Annotated in this window: 16 protein-coding genes; 14 read left to right on the plus strand and 2 right to left on the minus strand. The window is 60.7% G+C overall.

Features of this window, described 5'->3' with window-relative positions; genetic code table 11:
- The 10 genes from FHT82_RS17185 to FHT82_RS17230 all read left to right on the plus strand — a co-directional run bounded on the left by FHT82_RS17185 (position 1) and on the right by FHT82_RS17230 (position 11,993).
- Positions 1–2,229 (plus strand): glycoside hydrolase family 95 protein, encoded by a 2,229-nt coding sequence (locus FHT82_RS17185; protein WP_183733216.1) that lies wholly within the window; start codon positions 1–3, stop codon positions 2,227–2,229.
- Positions 2,181–2,357: a hypothetical protein gene (locus tag FHT82_RS17190; protein ID WP_246698155.1), complete on the plus strand. Its 177-nt coding sequence runs from the start codon at positions 2,181–2,183 to the stop codon at positions 2,355–2,357. Before FHT82_RS17185 ends, FHT82_RS17190 begins: the two co-directional genes overlap by 49 nt.
- Before the next feature lie 238 nt (positions 2,358–2,595).
- Positions 2,596–3,729, plus strand: a complete 1,134-nt coding sequence (locus tag FHT82_RS17195) for a transporter substrate-binding protein (RefSeq protein ID WP_183733225.1) — start codon at positions 2,596–2,598, stop codon at positions 3,727–3,729.
- Complete coding sequence (locus FHT82_RS17200) at positions 3,726–4,307, plus strand: ANTAR domain-containing protein (protein WP_183733228.1); 582 nt, start codon at positions 3,726–3,728, stop codon at positions 4,305–4,307. Before FHT82_RS17195 ends, FHT82_RS17200 begins: the two co-directional genes overlap by 4 nt.
- On the plus strand, positions 4,307–5,155 hold the full coding sequence (locus FHT82_RS17205) for an ABC transporter permease (RefSeq protein WP_183734183.1): 849 nt from the start codon (positions 4,307–4,309) through the stop codon (positions 5,153–5,155). The genes FHT82_RS17200 and FHT82_RS17205 overlap by 1 nt, the downstream gene beginning before the upstream one ends.
- A complete protein-coding gene (locus FHT82_RS17210) occupies positions 5,155–6,075 on the plus strand; it encodes an ABC transporter permease (protein ID WP_183733231.1) in 921 nt (306 codons plus the stop codon). The genes FHT82_RS17205 and FHT82_RS17210 overlap by 1 nt, the downstream gene beginning before the upstream one ends.
- A 25-nt stretch (positions 6,076–6,100) precedes the next feature.
- On the plus strand, positions 6,101–7,720 hold the full coding sequence (locus FHT82_RS17215; protein WP_183733234.1) for an ABC transporter substrate-binding protein: 1,620 nt from the start codon (positions 6,101–6,103) through the stop codon (positions 7,718–7,720).
- Positions 7,721–7,784: 64 nt separating this feature from the next.
- On the plus strand, positions 7,785–8,729 hold the full coding sequence (locus tag FHT82_RS17220) for an acetamidase/formamidase family protein (RefSeq protein WP_183733237.1): 945 nt from the start codon (positions 7,785–7,787) through the stop codon (positions 8,727–8,729).
- Complete coding sequence (locus FHT82_RS17225; protein WP_183733240.1) at positions 8,726–10,402, plus strand: ABC transporter ATP-binding protein; 1,677 nt, start codon at positions 8,726–8,728, stop codon at positions 10,400–10,402. Before FHT82_RS17220 ends, FHT82_RS17225 begins: the two co-directional genes overlap by 4 nt.
- Positions 10,403–10,916: 514 nt before the next feature.
- Entirely contained in the window at positions 10,917–11,993 is a 1,077-nt protein-coding gene (locus tag FHT82_RS17230; protein WP_183733243.1) for a porin, read from the plus strand.
- A gap of 395 nt (positions 11,994–12,388) precedes the next feature.
- Here the strand turns inward: FHT82_RS17230 and FHT82_RS17235 are convergent, their stop codons facing one another.
- Both FHT82_RS17235 and FHT82_RS17240 read right to left on the minus strand, forming a co-directional pair.
- A complete protein-coding gene (locus FHT82_RS17235; RefSeq protein WP_183733246.1) occupies positions 12,389–12,763 on the minus strand; it encodes a DoxX family protein in 375 nt (124 codons plus the stop codon).
- A 172-nt stretch (positions 12,764–12,935) separates the two neighbouring features.
- Positions 12,936–13,559, minus strand: a complete 624-nt coding sequence (locus tag FHT82_RS17240; protein ID WP_246698168.1) for a GntR family transcriptional regulator — start codon at positions 13,557–13,559, stop codon at positions 12,936–12,938.
- Positions 13,560–13,949: 390 nt separating this feature from the next.
- Between FHT82_RS17240 and FHT82_RS17245 the strand changes: the two genes are divergently transcribed.
- The 4 genes from FHT82_RS17245 to FHT82_RS17260 are packed head-to-tail and all read left to right on the plus strand — an operon-like array spanning position 13,950 to position 18,204.
- Positions 13,950–15,077, plus strand: coding sequence for a BMP family ABC transporter substrate-binding protein (locus FHT82_RS17245; protein WP_183733262.1), 1,128 nt, complete (start codon positions 13,950–13,952; stop codon positions 15,075–15,077).
- Positions 15,078–15,096: 19 nt separating this feature from the next.
- Positions 15,097–16,227 (plus strand): ABC transporter permease, encoded by a 1,131-nt coding sequence (locus FHT82_RS17250; protein ID WP_183733265.1) that lies wholly within the window; start codon positions 15,097–15,099, stop codon positions 16,225–16,227.
- Positions 16,227–17,153 carry an ABC transporter permease gene (locus FHT82_RS17255; protein ID WP_183733268.1) on the plus strand — a complete coding sequence of 309 codons (927 nt, stop codon included), beginning with the start codon at positions 16,227–16,229 and terminating at the stop codon, positions 17,151–17,153. The genes FHT82_RS17250 and FHT82_RS17255 overlap by 1 nt, the downstream gene beginning before the upstream one ends.
- A gap of 34 nt (positions 17,154–17,187) precedes the next feature.
- Positions 17,188–18,204, plus strand: coding sequence for a formamidase (locus tag FHT82_RS17260; RefSeq protein ID WP_183733271.1), 1,017 nt, complete (start codon positions 17,188–17,190; stop codon positions 18,202–18,204).
- Positions 18,205–18,209: the final 5 nt, after the last annotated feature.

An 18,209-nucleotide genomic window follows, 5' to 3' on the forward strand; every position in this document is an offset into this window, starting at 1 on the left:
ATGGTGGACAATCTTCTCTGGTACGATGCGCCAGCCCGGCTCTGGACAGACGCGCTGCCGCTCGGCAATGGCCGGCTCGGCGCGATGGTGTTTGGCGATCCGGTTTCAGAAAGGCTGCAGATCAATGAATCCACATTCTGGGCAGGTGGCCCTTACCGGCCGGTCAATCCCGATGCCTACAGCCATCTCGGAAAAGTACGTGAGCTGATATTCGCCGGGCACTATGCGCAAGCGGAAGCAATGGCCGAGGAGCATCTTATGGCCCGGCCGATCAAGCAGATGTCCTACCAGCCGATCGGCGATCTCCATATCGACTTCCTGCATTCGCATACCGCGATGAGCTATCGCCGCACGCTCGATCTCGACACCGCAATCACAACGACCTCTTATGTCGCCGATGGCACGACCTTTTTTCGCGAAGCCTTCATTTCCGCCGTCGACGGCGTGCTTGTGTTGCGCCTTTCGGCCGATCGACCCCGCTCCATAAAATGCCGGATATCGCTCGACAGCCCGCAACAAGGTCAACTGGTCGCAGGACAAGCCTCGCAACTGACCTTTTCCGGCACCGGCAAGGCCGAGTGGGGCATTGCCGGCGCCCTGCGCTTCGCCTTTGGCATCCGAGTGATCAACAAGGGAGGAATGCTGAGTTTCTCCAATGGCATCTCCGTAGACGATGCCGACGAGCTTGTGATCCTGCTCGATGCAGCGACGAGCTTCCGGCGTTATGACGATGTCTCCGGCGATCCGGACGGCACCATCTCGGCGCGTCTTTCAAAGGCCTCTGCCCGCAGCTACGAGATTATGCGCCGGGACCATATGGCCGAACATCAAAAGCTTTTCGGTTCCTTTGCCATCGATCTCGGCACGACGCCGGCCGCCGTCGAGACCACCGATCGCCGCATTGCGGGTTATGCCGGGGGACATGATCCCGCACTTGCCGCCCTCTATGTGCAGTTCGGCCGCTATCTGATGATCGCCTCTTCGCGCCCCGACACACAGCCGGCCAACCTGCAGGGCATCTGGAACGATGAAACCGATCCGCCCTGGGGCAGCAAATATACGGCCAACATCAATCTGCAGATGAACTACTGGCTGCCGGCTCCGGCCAATCTGCCGGAATGCATCGAACCGCTTGTCGCAATGGCGGAAGAGCTTGCCGAAACTGGCCGCGAGACGGCGCAGGTGCATTATCGCGCCCGTGGCTGGGTTATGCACCACAACACTGATCTCTGGCGCGCGACCGGACCGATCGACGGTGCCAAATGGGGCCTGTGGCCGACCGGCGGCGCCTGGCTCATGTCGCAACTGCTCGATCTTGCGGACTATCTTGATGATGCCGATGGCCTGCGCCGGCGGCTCTTTCCGCTTGCCAAGGGGGCTGCAGAGTTTGTCTTCGATGTACTTGTGCCGCTTCCGGGCACGAACCATCTGGTGACGAACCCCTCGCTTTCACCTGAGAATGTCCACCCGCACGGCGCCTCGCTCTGTGCGGGGCCGGCCATGGATAGCCAGATCATCCGGGATTTTCTCAATCTGCTTCGGCCCGTCGCCACCTCCATCGGCGGCGAGGATGCGCTCGTCTCGGAGATCGACCGCATCCTGCCGCGCCTGCCGCCCGACAGGATCGGATCTGCAGGCCAGTTGCAGGAATGGCTGGAAGACTGGGACCTGCAGGCGCCGGAGATGCATCACCGCCACGTCTCGCATCTCTACGGCCTCTATCCGAGCTGGCAGATCGACATGGACAAGACCCCGGAGCTTGCCGCGGCCGCCCGCCGTTCGCTGGAAATCCGCGGTGACGATGCGACGGGCTGGGGTATCGGCTGGCGCATCAATCTCTGGGCGCGGCTACGCGACGGCGATCATGCGCTCGATGTGATCAAGCTGCTCATCAGCCCCGAGCGAACCTACACCAATCTCTTCGACGCCCACCCGCCCTTCCAGATCGATGGCAATTTCGGTGGGGCCGCCGGCATCCTGGAAATGCTGGCGCAGTCGCGCCCAGGCGAAATTCACCTGCTCCCGGCTTTGCCCAAGGCATGGCCGCGCGGCTCATTGCGCGGTTTGCGGGCACGCGGCGGTGTGCTTCTCGACCTCGATTGGGAGAATGGCCGGCCGGTGAAGATCAAGCTCACAGCATCGCGAGATGTAAGCACGGTCCTTCGCTTCGGCGAAACACGATGCAAGATCGATCTCGCCGCCGGAGAGAGTTTCACCAGTGCGAGCTGATCGCCTGCATCAAGGCACAGGATGTCGAAGGTGCCGCTCAGGCCATCGCCAAACATGTCGGCGGCTCCGGCCATCACATCATCGAGCGTATGCGCGTGTCGCGCCACGCCATGCCTGGATTAGGCTAATATATTGGCTGATTTCCAGGGCTAGTTGAGTGCAGTCGTTGATCTTGCCCGACTGCCCAGAATTCGCTTGAGGCGCGCTTGACAAAACAGGAGTGCCTGTATTTTATTCAAGCCCGCGGATTAGGCAGAGAACCCCGCATTTTTACATGACTTCGATAGTCGCTGGGCAGTTTCGCCCCATGACGGCCCCGTCGCTGACGGGATGCCCTCATGGGGTTTTTGGTTTTTTGGCTTACAAATGAATGATGCTTTGAAAATCGGCATTCTTTACTCGACCACGGGTCCCTACGGCTCGATGGGGCGTGACGCACGCGACGGCGCGGAATTCGCAATCGCCGAATTTGCCGCAGCGAGCAGTTGTCCGGTCGAACCGGTTTTCTTCGATCCGCAGGCCGATCTTGCTGCCTATCTCGACGGCGCCCGGCATCTATTACGCGACGGCTGCCGCCACATCGTCGGCACGATCACCTCCGCCGCGCGCAAGGAGGTCATCCCGGTCATCGAGAAGCATGACGGTTTGCTGTGGTACATGTGCCCCTACGAAGGTTTCGAGGCGAACGAGAACGTCATCTATGTCGGTGGCTGCCCCAACCAGCATCTGCTGCCGCTCTTCGAGCATCTGATTCCGCGTTATGGCAACCGTCCCTATCTCGTCGGCGCCAACTATGTCTGGGGCTGGGAGATGAACCGGCTCGCCCGCGAACTGATCGCCAATGCGGGCGGAGAAGTGCTCGGCGAACGCTACCTGCCGCTCGAAGAGACCGCGGTCGAGCGCATCGTCGCCGATATCGAGCAGCGCCGCCCGAGTTTTATCCTCAACAATCTGATCGGCCCATCGAGTTACGCCTTCCATGAGGCAATCCGTCGGCTTGCCGATCGAGACGCCGCCTTCCGGCCCGAAAACTGCCCTGTCGTCAGCTGCGACCTGATGGAATGTGAGCTTGACGATATCGCGCCGGGCGCTGCGATCGGCCAGCTTTGTGCAGCCTCCTACTTTGACAGCGTCGCGACCTCCGAGAATATCGATTTCAAGCAGCGTATCGTCGCTCATTATGGCGCGCCTCGCCGCGTCTCGAGCGTCTTTGCCAGCGCCTACACGGCTATGCGCCTTTGCGTCGATGCGATTGTGGCTGCGGGTGGGGACGAGCCCTCCGCCGTGCGTCGGGAACTCCATGGCAAGAGCTGGGCGACACCCTTCGGCGCGCTCAACATCGACCAGGAAACGAACCATGCCGCCCTGCCCTTCCATCTCGGCCGTATCAATACCCAGAACGGTTTCGATGTGATCGCATCCCGCCCGCCGCTTGCCGCAGATCCCTATTTGACCGGCCGCAATAAGCCGGCTTTGCCGAAATTGCGGGTAGTATCATGAAGGAGACACCCAATTTCACCGGTTGGCATGCCGTCGTCCTGCATCGTGAGGACGGCAATACGGAAAAACTGATACGCCAGCTCCGGCTTCTCGGCCTCTCAGCCACCTTGCAATGGGCGCCGCTTTCTGCAGCAAGCGTGCCCGACATCGTCATCGTCGATGCCGACCAGGGCTTTGACGATCTCATGCCATGGAGCGGCAGCGCCCCGACATGCCCCGTCGTTGCACTGCTCGGTTCGGAAGCGCCGGGTCGCATTGCGTGGGCGCTGGCCCAGGGCGCCGGCGCGATCGTCGCCAAGCCGATTGCTGCCTCTGCTGTCTATCCAGCCCTCGTCATGGCCGTCTCCGTTCATCAGGAGCGCAAGAGCGTGGCTGAACGCCTGCAATATCTCGAAGAGCGCGTGCGCCTGCGTCCGCTCGTCCATGCCGCCGTCGAAAAACTGATGCAGGCGCATGGGGTGGATGAGGAACGCGCCTATTCGATCCTGCGCAACTGCGCCATGCGTCGCCGCCTGCCGATGGAACAGATCGCCGCCTTCATCCTCGGCGGCATAGAACCCCTGCCGGAGGCCGGATGATGCGTGTGATCAAAGCCATGCTGCGGCAACCCACCGCCCTCTTCGGCCTCATCATTGTGCTCGTTGTCATCGCCCTTGCGGTGGTCGCACCCTGGGTCGCCCCATTCAACCCCGATGAGCAGATGTTCGACGGCCTGTCGCTGGAAGGCGCGCCACTGCCGCCGGGCGGCCCCTATCTGCTCGGGACGGATACGCTCGGCCGCGATCTCTTTTCGCGCATGCTCTTCGGTGCGCGGACCTCGCTGGTCATCGGCCTTGTCGCCAATGGTATCGCGGTGGCGATCGGCCTCTTCATCGGCATCCTCGCAGGTTACATGCGCGGTCTCGTCAGCAATATCCTGATGCGCTTCACCGATCTGATGATGGCGTTCCCTGCTTTGCTGCTGGCGATCGTGCTCGCCGCGCTGCTGCGGCCGAGCCTCTGGATCGTCGCCATGGTGATTGCGCTCGTCAATTGGGTGCAGGTCGCCCGTATCGTCTATACGGAGACGCGCGGGCTGGTGGAGCGCGACTTCATCATGGCCGAGCGCTCGCTCGGTGCCGGCCATATGCGTGTGCTCTTCCTGCATATCCTGCCGCATCTCGTTCCAACGGCAATCGTCTGGGGCACGCTTGGCATCGCAACGACCGTCCTGCTTGAAGCAACCCTTTCCTTCCTCGGCATCGGCGTGCAGCCGCCGCAGCCGTCCTGGGGCAATATCATCTTTGAGAGCCAGAGTTACTTCCAGGCGGCCCCCTGGCTGGTCTTCTTCCCCGGCGCGATCATCCTGCTGACGGCGCTCTCCTTCAATCTCGTCGGAGATGCACTGCGCGATATTATCGATCCGACTCAGCGCGGGAGAGGCTGATGTTCTTCCTCATCCTCCGTCGGCTGGTGCAGGCTGCCCTCATTCTTCTCGGCGTTGCCGCCATCACCTTCGTGTTGCTCTACGCACTGCCGGCCGATCCGGCGCGCATGATCGCCGGTCGCAGCGCCACGGCGCAGACGGTCGCAAACATCCGTCATGAGCTCGGCCTCGACGAGCCGCTTCTCGTGCAGTTCGGCACCTATCTCGCCAATCTCGTGCATGGCAATCTTGGCCGTTCCTACGCACAGAAGACTGAGGTCTGGACGCTGATCGTCGCCCGCCTGCCAGCAACATTGATGCTGATGCTCACCGGCATCCTGGTGGAAGTGGTACTCGGCCTGACACTCGGCACGATTGCTGCCGTGCGCCGCGGCGGTTTCGTCGACCGGCTTGTCATGATGGCTTCCTTCGTCGGAGTTTCGGCACCGCAATTCGTCGTCGCCCTGCTGCTTCTTTATGTCTTTGCCGTAACGCTCGGATGGCTGCCCATGAGTGGTTACGGCACGTTCGCCCATGTCGTGCTGCCGGCTTCCACCCTCGGCGTCCTCGGCGCCGGCTGGTATGCGCGCATGGTGCGATCGGCGATGATCGACGTGCTCAATCAGGACTATGTCCGCACCGCCCGCGCCAAGGGCTTGTCCTCGCGCCGCATCATCTTCCGCCACGCCCTGCCGAACGCCATCCTGCCGATCATCGCCATGATCGGCATCGATATCGGCCAGTTCATGGGTGGCGTGGTCGTCGTCGAGGCCGTCTACGGCTGGCCGGGCATCGGCCAGCTCGCCTGGCAGGCAATCCAGCAGGTCGACATACCGATCATCATGGGCGTCACGCTGACGTCGGCGCTCGCCATCGTCATCGGCAATCTGCTTGCCGATCTCGTGGCGCCGCTCATCGATCCACGCATCCGCACACGTTGACAGCAACCAAAGAAGGGGAACCCTAATGTTCAAACGCTGGCTTCGACACACAACCATGGCAACGATGGTGGCGCTCGCGCCGCTCGCCGCCACGGCACAGGAAACGCCCAAGCAGGGCGGCGATATTGTCGTTACCTATAAAGACGACATCACCACGCTCGACCCGGCCATCGGCTATGACTGGGTCAACTGGTCGATGATCAAGAGCCTCTATTCCCGCCTGATGGACTACGAGCCGGGTACGCCGAACCTCGTTCCCTCGCTTGCCGAGAGCTTTACCGTTTCGCCTGACGGCCTCACCTATACGTTCAAGCTGCGCAAGGGCGTGAAGTTTTCGAACGGTCGCGAAGTTGTCGCTTCGGACGTGAAATATTCGATCGAACGGGCCGTCAATCCGAAGACCCAGGGACCGGGTGCAGGCTTCTTCGGCGCTATCAAGGGCTTCGATGATGAGACAGGCGGCAAGGCCGAGACACTCTCGGGCATCGAAACGCCCGATGACGGCACGGTGATCTTCCACCTGTCGCGTCCGGACGCAACCTTTCTACATGTTCTCGCCATCAACTTCGCATCGGTCGTGCCGAAGGAAGCCGTCGATGCCGCCGGCGGCGATTTCGGCAAAAAGCCTGTTGGCTCCGGCACTTTTATCTTGAAAGACTGGACGATCGGCCAGCAGCTCGTTTTCGAGCGCAACAAGGATTACTTCGTCAAGGACATGCCGCATATCGACAGCTTCAAGGTCGAAGTGGGCCAGGAGCCGCTGGTCGCGCTGCTGCGCCTGCAGAAGGGTGAAGTCGATATCGCTGGCGACGGCATCCCGCCAGCGAAATTCCTGGAAATCAAGAACTCTGCCGACGGCCCGCAGATGATCGTCGACGGCGAACAGCTTCACACCGGCTACATCACTCTGAACACCAAGGTGAAGCCTTTCGACAATGTGAAGGTGCGCCAGGCCGTCAATATGGCCATCAATAAGGAACGCATCACCCGCATCCTGAACGGCCGCGCCACACCTGCCAACCAGCCGCTGCCGCCGCTGATGCCGGGCTACGACAAGTCCTTCACCGGCTATGCCTATGATGTTGCCAAGGCCAAGGCATTGCTCGCGGAAGCAGGCTTCCCGGATGGCTTCGAAACGGTGCTCTACTCGACCAACACTGATCCGCAGCCGCGTATCGCCCAGGCGATCCAGCAGGATCTCGCCGCCATCGGCGTCAAGGCCGAAATTCGTGCTCTCGCACAGGCCAATGTCATCTCGGCCGGCGGCACAGAAGGCGAGGCGCCGATGATCTGGTCGGGCGGCATGGCCTGGATTGCCGACTTCCCGGATCCGTCGAACTTCTACGGCCCGATCCTTGGTTGCGCCGGCGCGGTTCAGGGCGGTTGGAACTGGTCCTGGTACTGCAACGCCGATCTCGACAAGCGTGCTGTAGCGGCCGACTCCATGTCCGATCCGGCAAAGTCCGCAGAACGCACCGCTGCCTGGGGCAAGGTCTTCACCGATATCATGGCCGATGCGCCGTGGGTTCCCGTCATCAATGAACGTCGCGTCGTTGCCAAGTCGCTGCGAATGGGCGGTGCTGACAATATCTATATCGATCCGACGCGCGTCATCAATTACGACGCGATCTATGTGAAGCAATAAACCTTAAGGAAACAATGCCTTCCCGGCCGCCGGGAAGGCATCATAAAATCGAGGGAGACACCTTATGTGCATTGCCTGCACCCACACCATTCACCGCGCCCAGCATAATTTCGGCTGGAACAAGGATTTCGCACCCGCCGTCGTCGCCAAACCCGGCGAGACCATTCATTTCGAATGCCTGGATTCCTCCGGTGGCCAGCTCGGCGGCGATGCAACGCTGGATACGCTGAACAATCTGGATTTCGACAAGATCAATCCGGTTTCCGGCCCGATCTATGTGGAGGGGGCGCAGCCCGGTGATGCGCTGAAAGTGACGCTGCGCAAATTCATTCCCTCGGGCACCGGCTGGACGGCCAATATTCCGGGTTTCGGCCTGCTCGCCGACCAGTTCAAGGATCCGGCGCTGCATGTCTGGTCCTATGACGCCAACAGCATGACACCAGCCCTCTACGGCCCCGGCGGCCGTGTGCCGCTGAAGCCCTTTGCCGGCACCATCGGCGTTGCCCCTGCCGAGCCCGGCACGCATTCCGTCGTGCCGCCGCGCCGCGTCGGCGGCAACATGGATATCCGTGACCTGACCGCCGGCGTCACTCTTTATCTACCGATCGAGGTTGAGGGCGCGCTTTTTTCCATCGGCGACACACACGCCGCTCAGGGTGACGGCGAGGTCTGCGGTACGGCGATCGAAAGCCAGATGAATGTCGAGGCAACGATCGAGCTCGTCAAGGATGCACGCCTGCAGACGCCTCGCTTTACGACGACAGAACCTGTCACCCGCCATCTCGACGGCGCCGGCTACGAAGTCACCACCGGCATCGGCCCGGATTTGATGACAAGCGCGCGTGAAAGCGTGATGCGTATGATCGATCTTCTGACGGCGGAGCACGGGATGAGCGCAGTGGACGCCTATCTGCTCTGCTCGGTCTGCGGCGATCTGCGCATCAGCGAAATCGTCGACATGCCGAACTGGGTCGTTTCCTTCTACTTCCCGAGGATCGTATTCGCGTGATCGAAGCCATGCCCGCCGCGCCTATCCTCAGCGTTCGCAATCTCAACGTCGATGCGCGAACGCCTGATGGACGCAAACCGGTTCTCAAAGATATCAGCTTCGATCTCGCCGGCGGCGAAACACTCTGCCTGGCCGGAGAATCCGGCTCGGGCAAGTCGGTGACGTCGCTGTCGATCATGGGATTGCTGCCGAAGACCTCGCTCCAGGTTTCCTCCGGCAACATCGTGCTCGGCGAGCGCGATCTGCTGAAACTTTCCGACCGGGCCATGCGCAGCGTGCGCGGCGGCGATATCGCCATGGTCTTCCAGGAACCGATGACGTCGCTCAACCCTGTCATGTCGATCGGCGCGCAGTTGACGGAAGCGATCCGCGAACATCAGGGCAGCGAGAATGCCGAGGCGACCGCGCTGCGGATGCTCGATGCCGTTCAGATCACTGATCCGGCCCGGCGGCTGAAGCAATATCCACATGAGCTCTCGGGCGGCATGCGTCAGCGCGTGATGATCGCTATGGCGCTGTCCTGCCGTCCCAAGGTGCTGATCGCCGATGAGCCGACGACGGCGCTCGACGTGACGGTGCAGGCGCAGATCCTCAAACTCATGCGCGAGCTAAAGTCGGAATTCGGCACCTCGATTATCCTGATCACCCATGACATGGGCGTCGTCGCCGAGATGGCCGACCGCGTCATCATCATGCAGAATGGCGGCATCGTCGAGCAAGGCCTGGCAATCGCTATTTTTCGCGCACCGCGCCAGACCTATACGCAGCAACTGCTCTCGGCCGTGCCGCGCCTTGGTGCTTTTGCCGGCACGGATAGTCCGCCGCGCATCACGTCACGCAACGTCGAAACCCTGCATCCTGACCACACCCCGGTCCTGAATGTGCGTGGCCTCAACGTCACCTATGGCAGTGCGGCAAGCCTTCTCTTCAAGGGCAAGGCGCCGGCTGCGGCCGTTAGCGACGTCTCCTTCGATATCCTGCCGGGCGAAACGCTTGGCCTCGTCGGCGAAAGCGGATCGGGAAAATCGACGACCGGCAAGGCTGTACTCGGCCTCATCCCCTTCACGGGCGATGTGATCATCGACGGCCGCAATATTGCAGGCCTCAGCCATCGCGCAATGCAGCCGATACGCCGCACTGCGCAGATGATCTTTCAGGACCCCTATGCCTCGCTCGACCCGCGCATGGCGGTCGGGACCGCAATCGCCGAACCATTGGTCATTCATGGCATCGCCAGTAAATCCGAGCGGCGCGACAGGGTCGCGGAACTCCTGCGCCGCGTCGGCCTGACGGCGGATGCCGCCACGCGCTATCCGCATGAATTCTCCGGTGGCCAGCGCCAGCGCATCTGCATTGCCCGCGCCCTTGCGCTCGAGCCGAAGCTGATCGTCGCCGACGAAAGCGTTGCCGCACTCGACGTGTCCGTCCGCGCCCGCGTGCTCGACCTCATGCTGGAACTGCAGGAAAGCATGGGGCTCTCCTACCTCTTCGTCTCGCATGACATGGCAGTCGTCGAACGCATGTCCCATAAGGTTGCCGTCATGCGCAGCGGCAGGATCGTCGAAACCGGCACCCGCCGCCAAATCTTCGAAAATCCGGCAGAGGATTACACGAAGGCCCTGATGGCTGCCGTTCCGATCCCCGATCCGGAAGCGCGGCGAGCGCAGGTTTGAGTTTCCTAGACGCGAAACAGAAGCGCCTCCTTTGGAGTCGGGTATGTTTTGGCGAGGCTTGCCTCGGCGGCCGCGAATCATCGCTCAGAATCGAATTGCGGCAGGGTCGAATGGCGGCGCCGCCTGCCAGCTAATGCCTATTTTCCAGCCGCATTTTCTCACGGCAGCCCGTGCAGATGGGCAAATACAGGCTCGCAGCAGCAGGATATTCGATAGATTCAGCATTCAGGCGACAACCACCTGTAACCCATTCGCGCTCGGCCAATCCGGGTAAGTCGTACTAAAATAGCGATATTTCGCCACTCTACTTTACCTCTCGTTAATACCCGCCCAAGGAGTGTTGTACTTCTGTCACACACATGGCGGTTTAGTTAGAATTCTCTGTAAAATGAGAGCATTCAATGTTGAGCCCTCCCGTCTTTCGGTTATTTTAGGCCTTACCGAATTGATCGGGCTTTAATTGGAGGGGACGTTCTTTCGTGGAACGCACTCGAACTTAGGAGATTGGCTTTCCATGAACATTCGTATGATGTTGCTTGGTTCCGCAGCGGCCCTCATCGCTGCACCGGCATTCGCAGCAGACGCAATCGTTGCTGCCGAGCCGGAACCGGTTGAATACGTTCGCGTCTGCGACGCTTACGGCACCGGCTACTTCTACATCCCGGGCACGGAAACCTGCCTGAAGATCGAAGGCTACATCCGTTTCCAGGTTAACGTCGGCCCGAACGCCGGCGGCACCCCCGCCACCAACGACTCCAGCTGGGATGCTGTAACCCGCGGTCAGGTTCAGTTCACGGCCAAGAGCGACACCGAATACGGCCCGCTCACCGGCGTGATCGTTTTCCAGGCCAACGCCGACAACGCAACGGACCAGGACACGATCCTCGACTCCGCTTACCTCGACGTCGCGGGCTTCCGCGCTGGTCTCTTCTACTCCTGGTGGGACGATGGTCTCTCCGGCGAAACGGACGACATCGGTTCCGTCGTAACGCTGCATAACTCGATCCGTTATCAGTACGAAACCGGTACCTTCTACGCTGGCCTCAGCGTCGACGAACTGGAAGACGGCGTCTACCAGGGCACCTTTGCTACCGCCGCCGATGGCACCACCGTCTTCACTCCGGACGATGGTCCGAACAACGTCGGCGTTGCCTTCGGCATCGGCGGTACGGCCGGCGCCTTCAGCTACCAGGTCACCGGCGGCTGGGACTTCGACAACGAAGACGGCGCAATCCGCGCTATGGGTACGGCTGAACTCGGCCCGGGCACGCTCGGCCTCGCTGTTGTCTACTCCAGCGGCCCGAACTCCTACTACTCGTCGGCTGAATGGGCAGTTGCTGGCGAATACGCCATCAAGGCAACGGACAAGCTGAAGATCACCCCCGGCGTTCAGTACTACGGCAACTACTTCGGCGGCGGCACGGATGTTCCGGAGAACTTCGACGGTCTCGGCGATGCCTGGAAGGCCGGTTTGACGGTTGACTACCAGATCGTCGAAAACTTCTACGCCAAGGCTTCCGTCCAGTGGCTGGATCCGGAAGATGGCGACGACACCACGACGGGTTACTTCCGTCTGCAGCGTGCGTTCTAATCTGAATATTGAAGACCCCGGGATCGCATCTCGGGGTTTTTCATCACGAGCTTCTGGTTTGGTGACCTCCAATTCAGAAGAAAGAGGTCGGTCCGGTTCCCTGCCGGATCGGCCTCACCCATCGATACAGAGCTCCACTCCTGTAGATGGTTTTGGCTCGCCCTCACACGAGGGCGAGCTTTTTACTTGATGGGACTGGATTGTCCGACGGACGGAGGCTCTGTCGGCGGCTGAGAGTCTGAAGAACCCAGCCGCCGATTTCCTGCGGGAAAAAATGCAGCCGGTAAGCATAGCTATCGTCGTGGTCACAGATTGCGAACGCGCGCGCCTGTTCTTGAACAAGGACAGGGCGATTGCCCGCCGCTTTCATACTCCGGGACGAGATCCCTACGCGCTCAAACCATATTCAGCGGCATCAACTGGCGCAGTCTCGGATCGCGCAGATACAGGCCACCCCAAGCGGCAATGCCGAGAAGAAGGCTGACGATCTGTGGAGGCGTAAAAAACTCGCCCAGGCGGAAGTGCGTGCAGATCGCGCCGCCGAGAAAACCGGTTATCAGTATTGCACCAAGGAAGGCTGTTTTCGGAACGGCATAGAGGATCGCGCAGATCGCGATGATAATACCGAGCGCCGAGGCCAGATTGACGGGGAAACCGGTCGCTTCCATTTCCGCCCTTATGAAATCGGGTGCAAAAAGATTAGTGGCCGCATCAGCGAGAAGCAGAACGACGACCGCCGCTGACAGAACTCGTCCAATCCAGATCGACACTATACTGCCTCTTCAATTGCTGGTCACAATTCGGCTTATGGCGTAGTCCGGATGCTGTCAATTCCGCAGTATCCTCATAACCGGGGATTTGATCATCTGCGTCTGATGATCTGCAGTTCCGGACGTTGCGGCTGAGGATTGCCACTTTGCACAGCCATGCCGGCCGTGGCAGCTATTTTTCTCTCGCGGACGCAAAGACGACGCTGGCATCGCTGACGATTTCCACATGCGAATAGGCCGCCTTTGCAGCGGCTGCGCCATCTGCTCGCATGATCGCGGTCACGATCATGTCGTGCTCGTCATAGGATTTCGCGAGCCGACCCGGCAGCCGGAACTGCGCACGACGGAACGGCGCAAGCCTGGCCCGGCTCTGGGTTACCAGTTCATAGATATGCTCGTTATGCGCACCGCGATAGAGCCGCGTGTGGAACTCGGTATTGTGGACGGCGTAGTCCTCTTTCGCACCCTGATGCACAAGGCGAGCGGAAGCACGGTGTTCCATTTCCAGCATGCGCCGCTCGTCAACCGTCATCCGTTCGGCGGCAAGCCGCGCGCAGACCCCTTCAAGTTCCGCCATAGCCTCGAACATCGAGTGCAGATAGGACTCGGTCACGGTGGTGACGACAGCGCTGCGGTTGGGTTCCCGGTCGACAAGCCCCATCGCTCCAAGCTCACGAAGTGCCTCGCGTACCGGTGTACGCGACACCTCGAAACGGGCAGCAAGCGAGATTTCGTCAAGCTTGTCACCCGGCAGCATCTGCCCGGTCACGATCATGTCGGCAATTGCCCGCACCATCTGCTCGACGGTCGTTCCTGCCCGGATGATCTCTCTGCGCCTGACCTGCCTCAAGGTACGATCCTGCCTATTACCTGCTGCATACACATGCATCGCCTACGAATCAAAGTCAAATATTAGCAATAATATATTGTTTTAAATAAGAGAATCTACCATTCAGCAACTGGCTCTACAGAGGCATGTATGTCGTGATGTCAAAATCGGATTAATTTATAGACGATGCACAGATTTTGATCTTATTGAGCTTAAAAATGCATACACTTTTTACATATCTTCAAGCATCCTTAAATATTTACAGGAAAATCAATCAGATAAAACTTGGCACGGTCATTGCATACACTTTTCTGTAACCAATTGAGCCGGCGAAACCGCCGCAAGGGGAGCATTCCGATGACCAAACTCCTTTCCATGAACCGCCGCCATTTCCTCCAGGCTTCTGCTGCCACCGCTTTTGTCGGCGCTACTCCGGGCCTCCTCTCATCGCGCGCGCTTGGGCAGACCGCGCTCACCGTCGGTTTCATCTATGTCGGCCCCAAGGACGACTACGGCTACAACCAGTCGCATGCCGAAGGTGCGGCTGCCGTGAAGGCACTGCCGGGTGTCACCGTCGTCGAAGAAGAGAATGTCCCCGAGACTGTCGACGTCCAGAAAACGATGGAATCGATGATCAACCTCGATGGCGCGACCCTGCTCTTTCCCACCTCCTTCGGCTATTTCGACCCGCATATGCTGGCGATAGCCGCGAAGTACCCCGATATCCAGTTTCGCCATTGCGGCGGCCTCTGGCAGGAGGGCAAGAACCCGCCCAATACCGGCTCCTATTTCGGTTATATCTTCCAGGGCCAGTATCTGAACGGCATAGCCGCCGGCCATGCAACGAAGAGCAAGAAGATCGGCTTTGTCGCCGCCAAGCCGATCCCGCAGGTTCTGCAGAACATCAACGCTTTCCTGCTCGGCGCCCGCACGGTCGATCCTGGTATCACCTGCCAAGTCATCTTCACCGGTGAATGGTCGCTTGCCGTCAAGGAGGCCGAAGCCACCAACGCGCTGATCGATCAGGGCGCCGATGTCATCACCTGCCACGTCGACAGCCCCAAAGTCGTCGTCGAGACGGCCGCCGGCCGCGGTGCTTTCGTCTGCGGCTATCACGCCAACCAGAGCCCGCTTGCCCCCGAAAAATATCTCACCGGCGCCGAATGGGCCTGGGGCAACGTCTACAGCGATTTCGTCAAGAAGGCGCAGGCCGGCGAGAAGCTCGGCAATTTCGTGCGCGGCGGGCTGAAGGACGGCTTCGTGAAGATGAGCGCGCTCGGCCCCGGTGTTTCCGCCGAAGGCCGCAAGGCTTTCGAAGCCACGCAGGCGGAGATGATGAAGGGCGGCTTCTCGGTCTTCAAGGGTCCGCTGAAGGACAACAAGGGCAACACGGTCGTAACCGCCGACAAGAACTACGCCGAAGACGCGATCGAGCTCGAAAGCATGAATTATCTGGTTGAGGGCGTCGTCGGGTCCACGGCGTAACCGCGAAGGGAGAAGCGCCATGACTGTTCAGGCCAATGATCCCGCAATATCAGTTATTTCAGAAAAACCGGCTTCGCTCCGTCCCATCCTCGAATGGATCGCGCGGCGGGCGGAACCCATCGTCATCGGCCTTGCGGCCATCCTGATCGGTCTTGCGCTCTTCTCTCTTTTCATCCTGGCGATCGGCAAATCGCCAGCAGTACTTTTCCAGCTCATGTACACCGGCGGCTTCGGCAGCTGGTTTTCGATGCAGAACTGCTTAAGTCGTGCCGCACCCCTTCTCCTGACGGCACTCTGCGTCGCCCTGCCCGCCCGCCTCGGCCTCGTCATCATCGGCGGGGAAGGAGCGGTCGTGCTGGGCGGCGTTGCCGCCGCGGCGATGGCCATGCCGCTTGCCGGCTTCGCCCCTGTCTTCCCGACCCTCATTCTCATGGGGCTTGCCGCTATGGTCATCGGTGGCATCTGGATCGGCCTTGCCGGTTTCCTACGCCACTACCGCGGTGTCAACGAGACGATCTCGTCGCTGCTGCTTTCCTATATCGCCATCGCCCTGATGAACCAGTTCGTCGAAGGGCCGCTGCGTGATCCGGCAAGCCTCAACAAGCCTTCGACCAGGCCGCTGCAACCAGAATACATGCTCGGCAATATCCCCGGCATGGACGTGCATTGGGGCCTCCTCATCGGCACCGTCGCCTGCATCGCCTCCTGGATCCTGATCGAAGTGACAAGCTACGGTTTTGCTGCCCGCATCGCCGGTGGCAATGTGCGCGCCGCCCAGATTCAGGGCCTGCCGGTCGGCAGGCTCATTGTCGGATTCACGGCGATTGCCGGCAGTTTTGCAGGGCTTGCGGGCATGATCGAGGTTGCCGCCGTCCAGGGCAGCGCCAATGCCTCGCTGGCCGCAGGATACGGCTATACCGGCATCCTCGTCGCTTTCCTCGCCCGCCACAATCCGCTGGCGATCATCCCGGTCGCAATCCTGCTTGGCGGGATCGATGCCTCGGGCGGCCTCATCCAGCGCCGCATGGGCCTGCCCGATGCCACCGTGCTGGTGCTGCAGGGAACGCTCTTCATCGTCATCCTCTTCTGCGAGACCTTCTACGGCCGCTTCAGGATCTTCAATCCCGACCTCTGGAAAAGGAGCCTCTGATGGAAGAGACAGGCATCGGCATCTGGGGCGTCCCCCTCGCCATCCTCGCGGGCGCCATTCGCGTTTCCACACCCTTCATCTTCGTTAGCCTCGGCGAGACGATCACCGAACGTTCCGGCCGCATCAATCTCGGGCTCGAGGGCACACTCGTCTTCGGTGCCATGACGGCCTACGCCGTTGCCGTCATGGCCAATTCGCCCTGGCTCGGCGTGCTGGCGGCCATGGCGACAGGCGCGGTCTTCGGCCTTGTCCATGGCTGGATCTGCAAATGGCCGAAGGTCAACGATATCGCGATCGGCATCGCCATGATGCAGTTCGGCCTCGGCCTTGCCTTCTTCCTCGGCAAGTCCTTCATCCAGCCTGCCGCTCCGCATCTGCCGGCAATCCCGCTGGGTTTCTGGTCTAGCATGCCGCAGATCCAGGCAGCGCTGAATATCAACGTGCTCTTCATCCTCGGTGCTGCTCTCGCCTTCATCCTCTGGTGGGCCTTTCGCAACACCCGTGTCGGCCTGATCCTGCGGGTCGTCGGCGACAGTACCGATGCCGCGCGCGCCATGGGCATCGATCCGGATCGCGTGCGGCTGCTTGCCACCGCCGTCGGCGGCTCGCTGGCGGCGATCGGCGGCGCCTATCTCTCGCTCTATTATCCCGGCTCCTGGAACGAGGGCATTTCCTCCGGCCAGGGCCTGATGGCTGTAGCACTCGTCATCTTCGCCCGCTGGAACCCGATCGGCTGCTTTCTTGCCGCTCTTCTCTTCGGGGGGGCCGGCGCACTCGGCCCGGCGCTGCAATCGGTCGGCGTGACCCAGGGTTATTACCTCTTCTACGCCGCCCCTTACGTGCTGACCCTGGTCATCATGATCGCGACCTCGTCGCCGACACGCTCGCTCGCCGGTGCGCCCGGCGCGCTCTCCCTGACGAAATGAGCCCGAACGAAATGAGCATGAAAGGAGCCAAACCATGAATGGCCTCGGCGGATTGAATAAATCGGAACATGGCGTCGGCATCGGTCTCGTGCAGCTGCAGCTTCCCGTCACCGTCACGAGGGAAGACCTCGCCCGCCAGACGCAGGTGATCGTCGATCTCGTCGGCAAGGCGCGGCGCAATCAGCCGGGCATGGACCTCGTCGTTTTCCCGGAATATGCCCTGCATGGCCTGTCGATGGACATCAATCCCGAGATCATGTGCACGCTCGACGGACCGGAGGTCGCAGCATTCAAGAAGGCGTGCAGGGAGAACGCGATCTGGGGCTGCTTCTCGATCATGGAGTTGAACCCCGATGGTATGCCCTACAACTCGGGTGTCATCATCGACGACAAGGGCGAGCTGAAGCTCTATTACCGCAAGATGCACCCTTGGGTGCCGGTAGAGCCCTGGGAACCAGGCAATTTCGGCATTCCCGTCATCGACGGGCCGAAGGGCGCAAAGCTGGCGCTCATCATCTGCCATGACGGCATGTTCCCGGAGATGGCGCGCGAATGCGCCTATAAGGGTGCGGAGATCATGATCCGCACCGCAGGTTATACGGCGCCAATCCGTGAGAGCTGGAAATTCACCAACCAGTCGAACGCCTTCTGCAACCTCATGGTCACGGCGAGCGTCTGCATGTGCGGCTCGGACGGCACCTTCGACTCGATGGGCGAAGGCATGATCTGCAATTTCGACGGCTCGATCATCGCTCACGGAACATCGGGCCGCGTCAATGAGATTATCACCGCCGAAGTCCGCCCCGATCTCGTGCGCGAAGCCCGCCTCGGCTGGGGTGTCGAAAACAACATCTACCAGTTCGGCCACCGCGGCTATGTCGCCGTGGCCGGCGGCGCTGATGATGCGCCCTACACCTATATGCACGACCTCATCGCCGGCAAATACCGCCTCCCCTGGGAGGATCAGGTGAAGGTCACGGACGGTACGTCCTGTGGCTTCGACACGCCGACGCGCCGCTACGGCGAAACATTCAAACTCGCGGGTGAATAGGAGAA

The sequence above is a fragment of the Rhizobium sp. BK275 genome (assembly GCF_014193555.1).
In the GTDB taxonomy this organism is placed as follows: domain Bacteria; phylum Pseudomonadota; class Alphaproteobacteria; order Rhizobiales; family Rhizobiaceae; genus Rhizobium.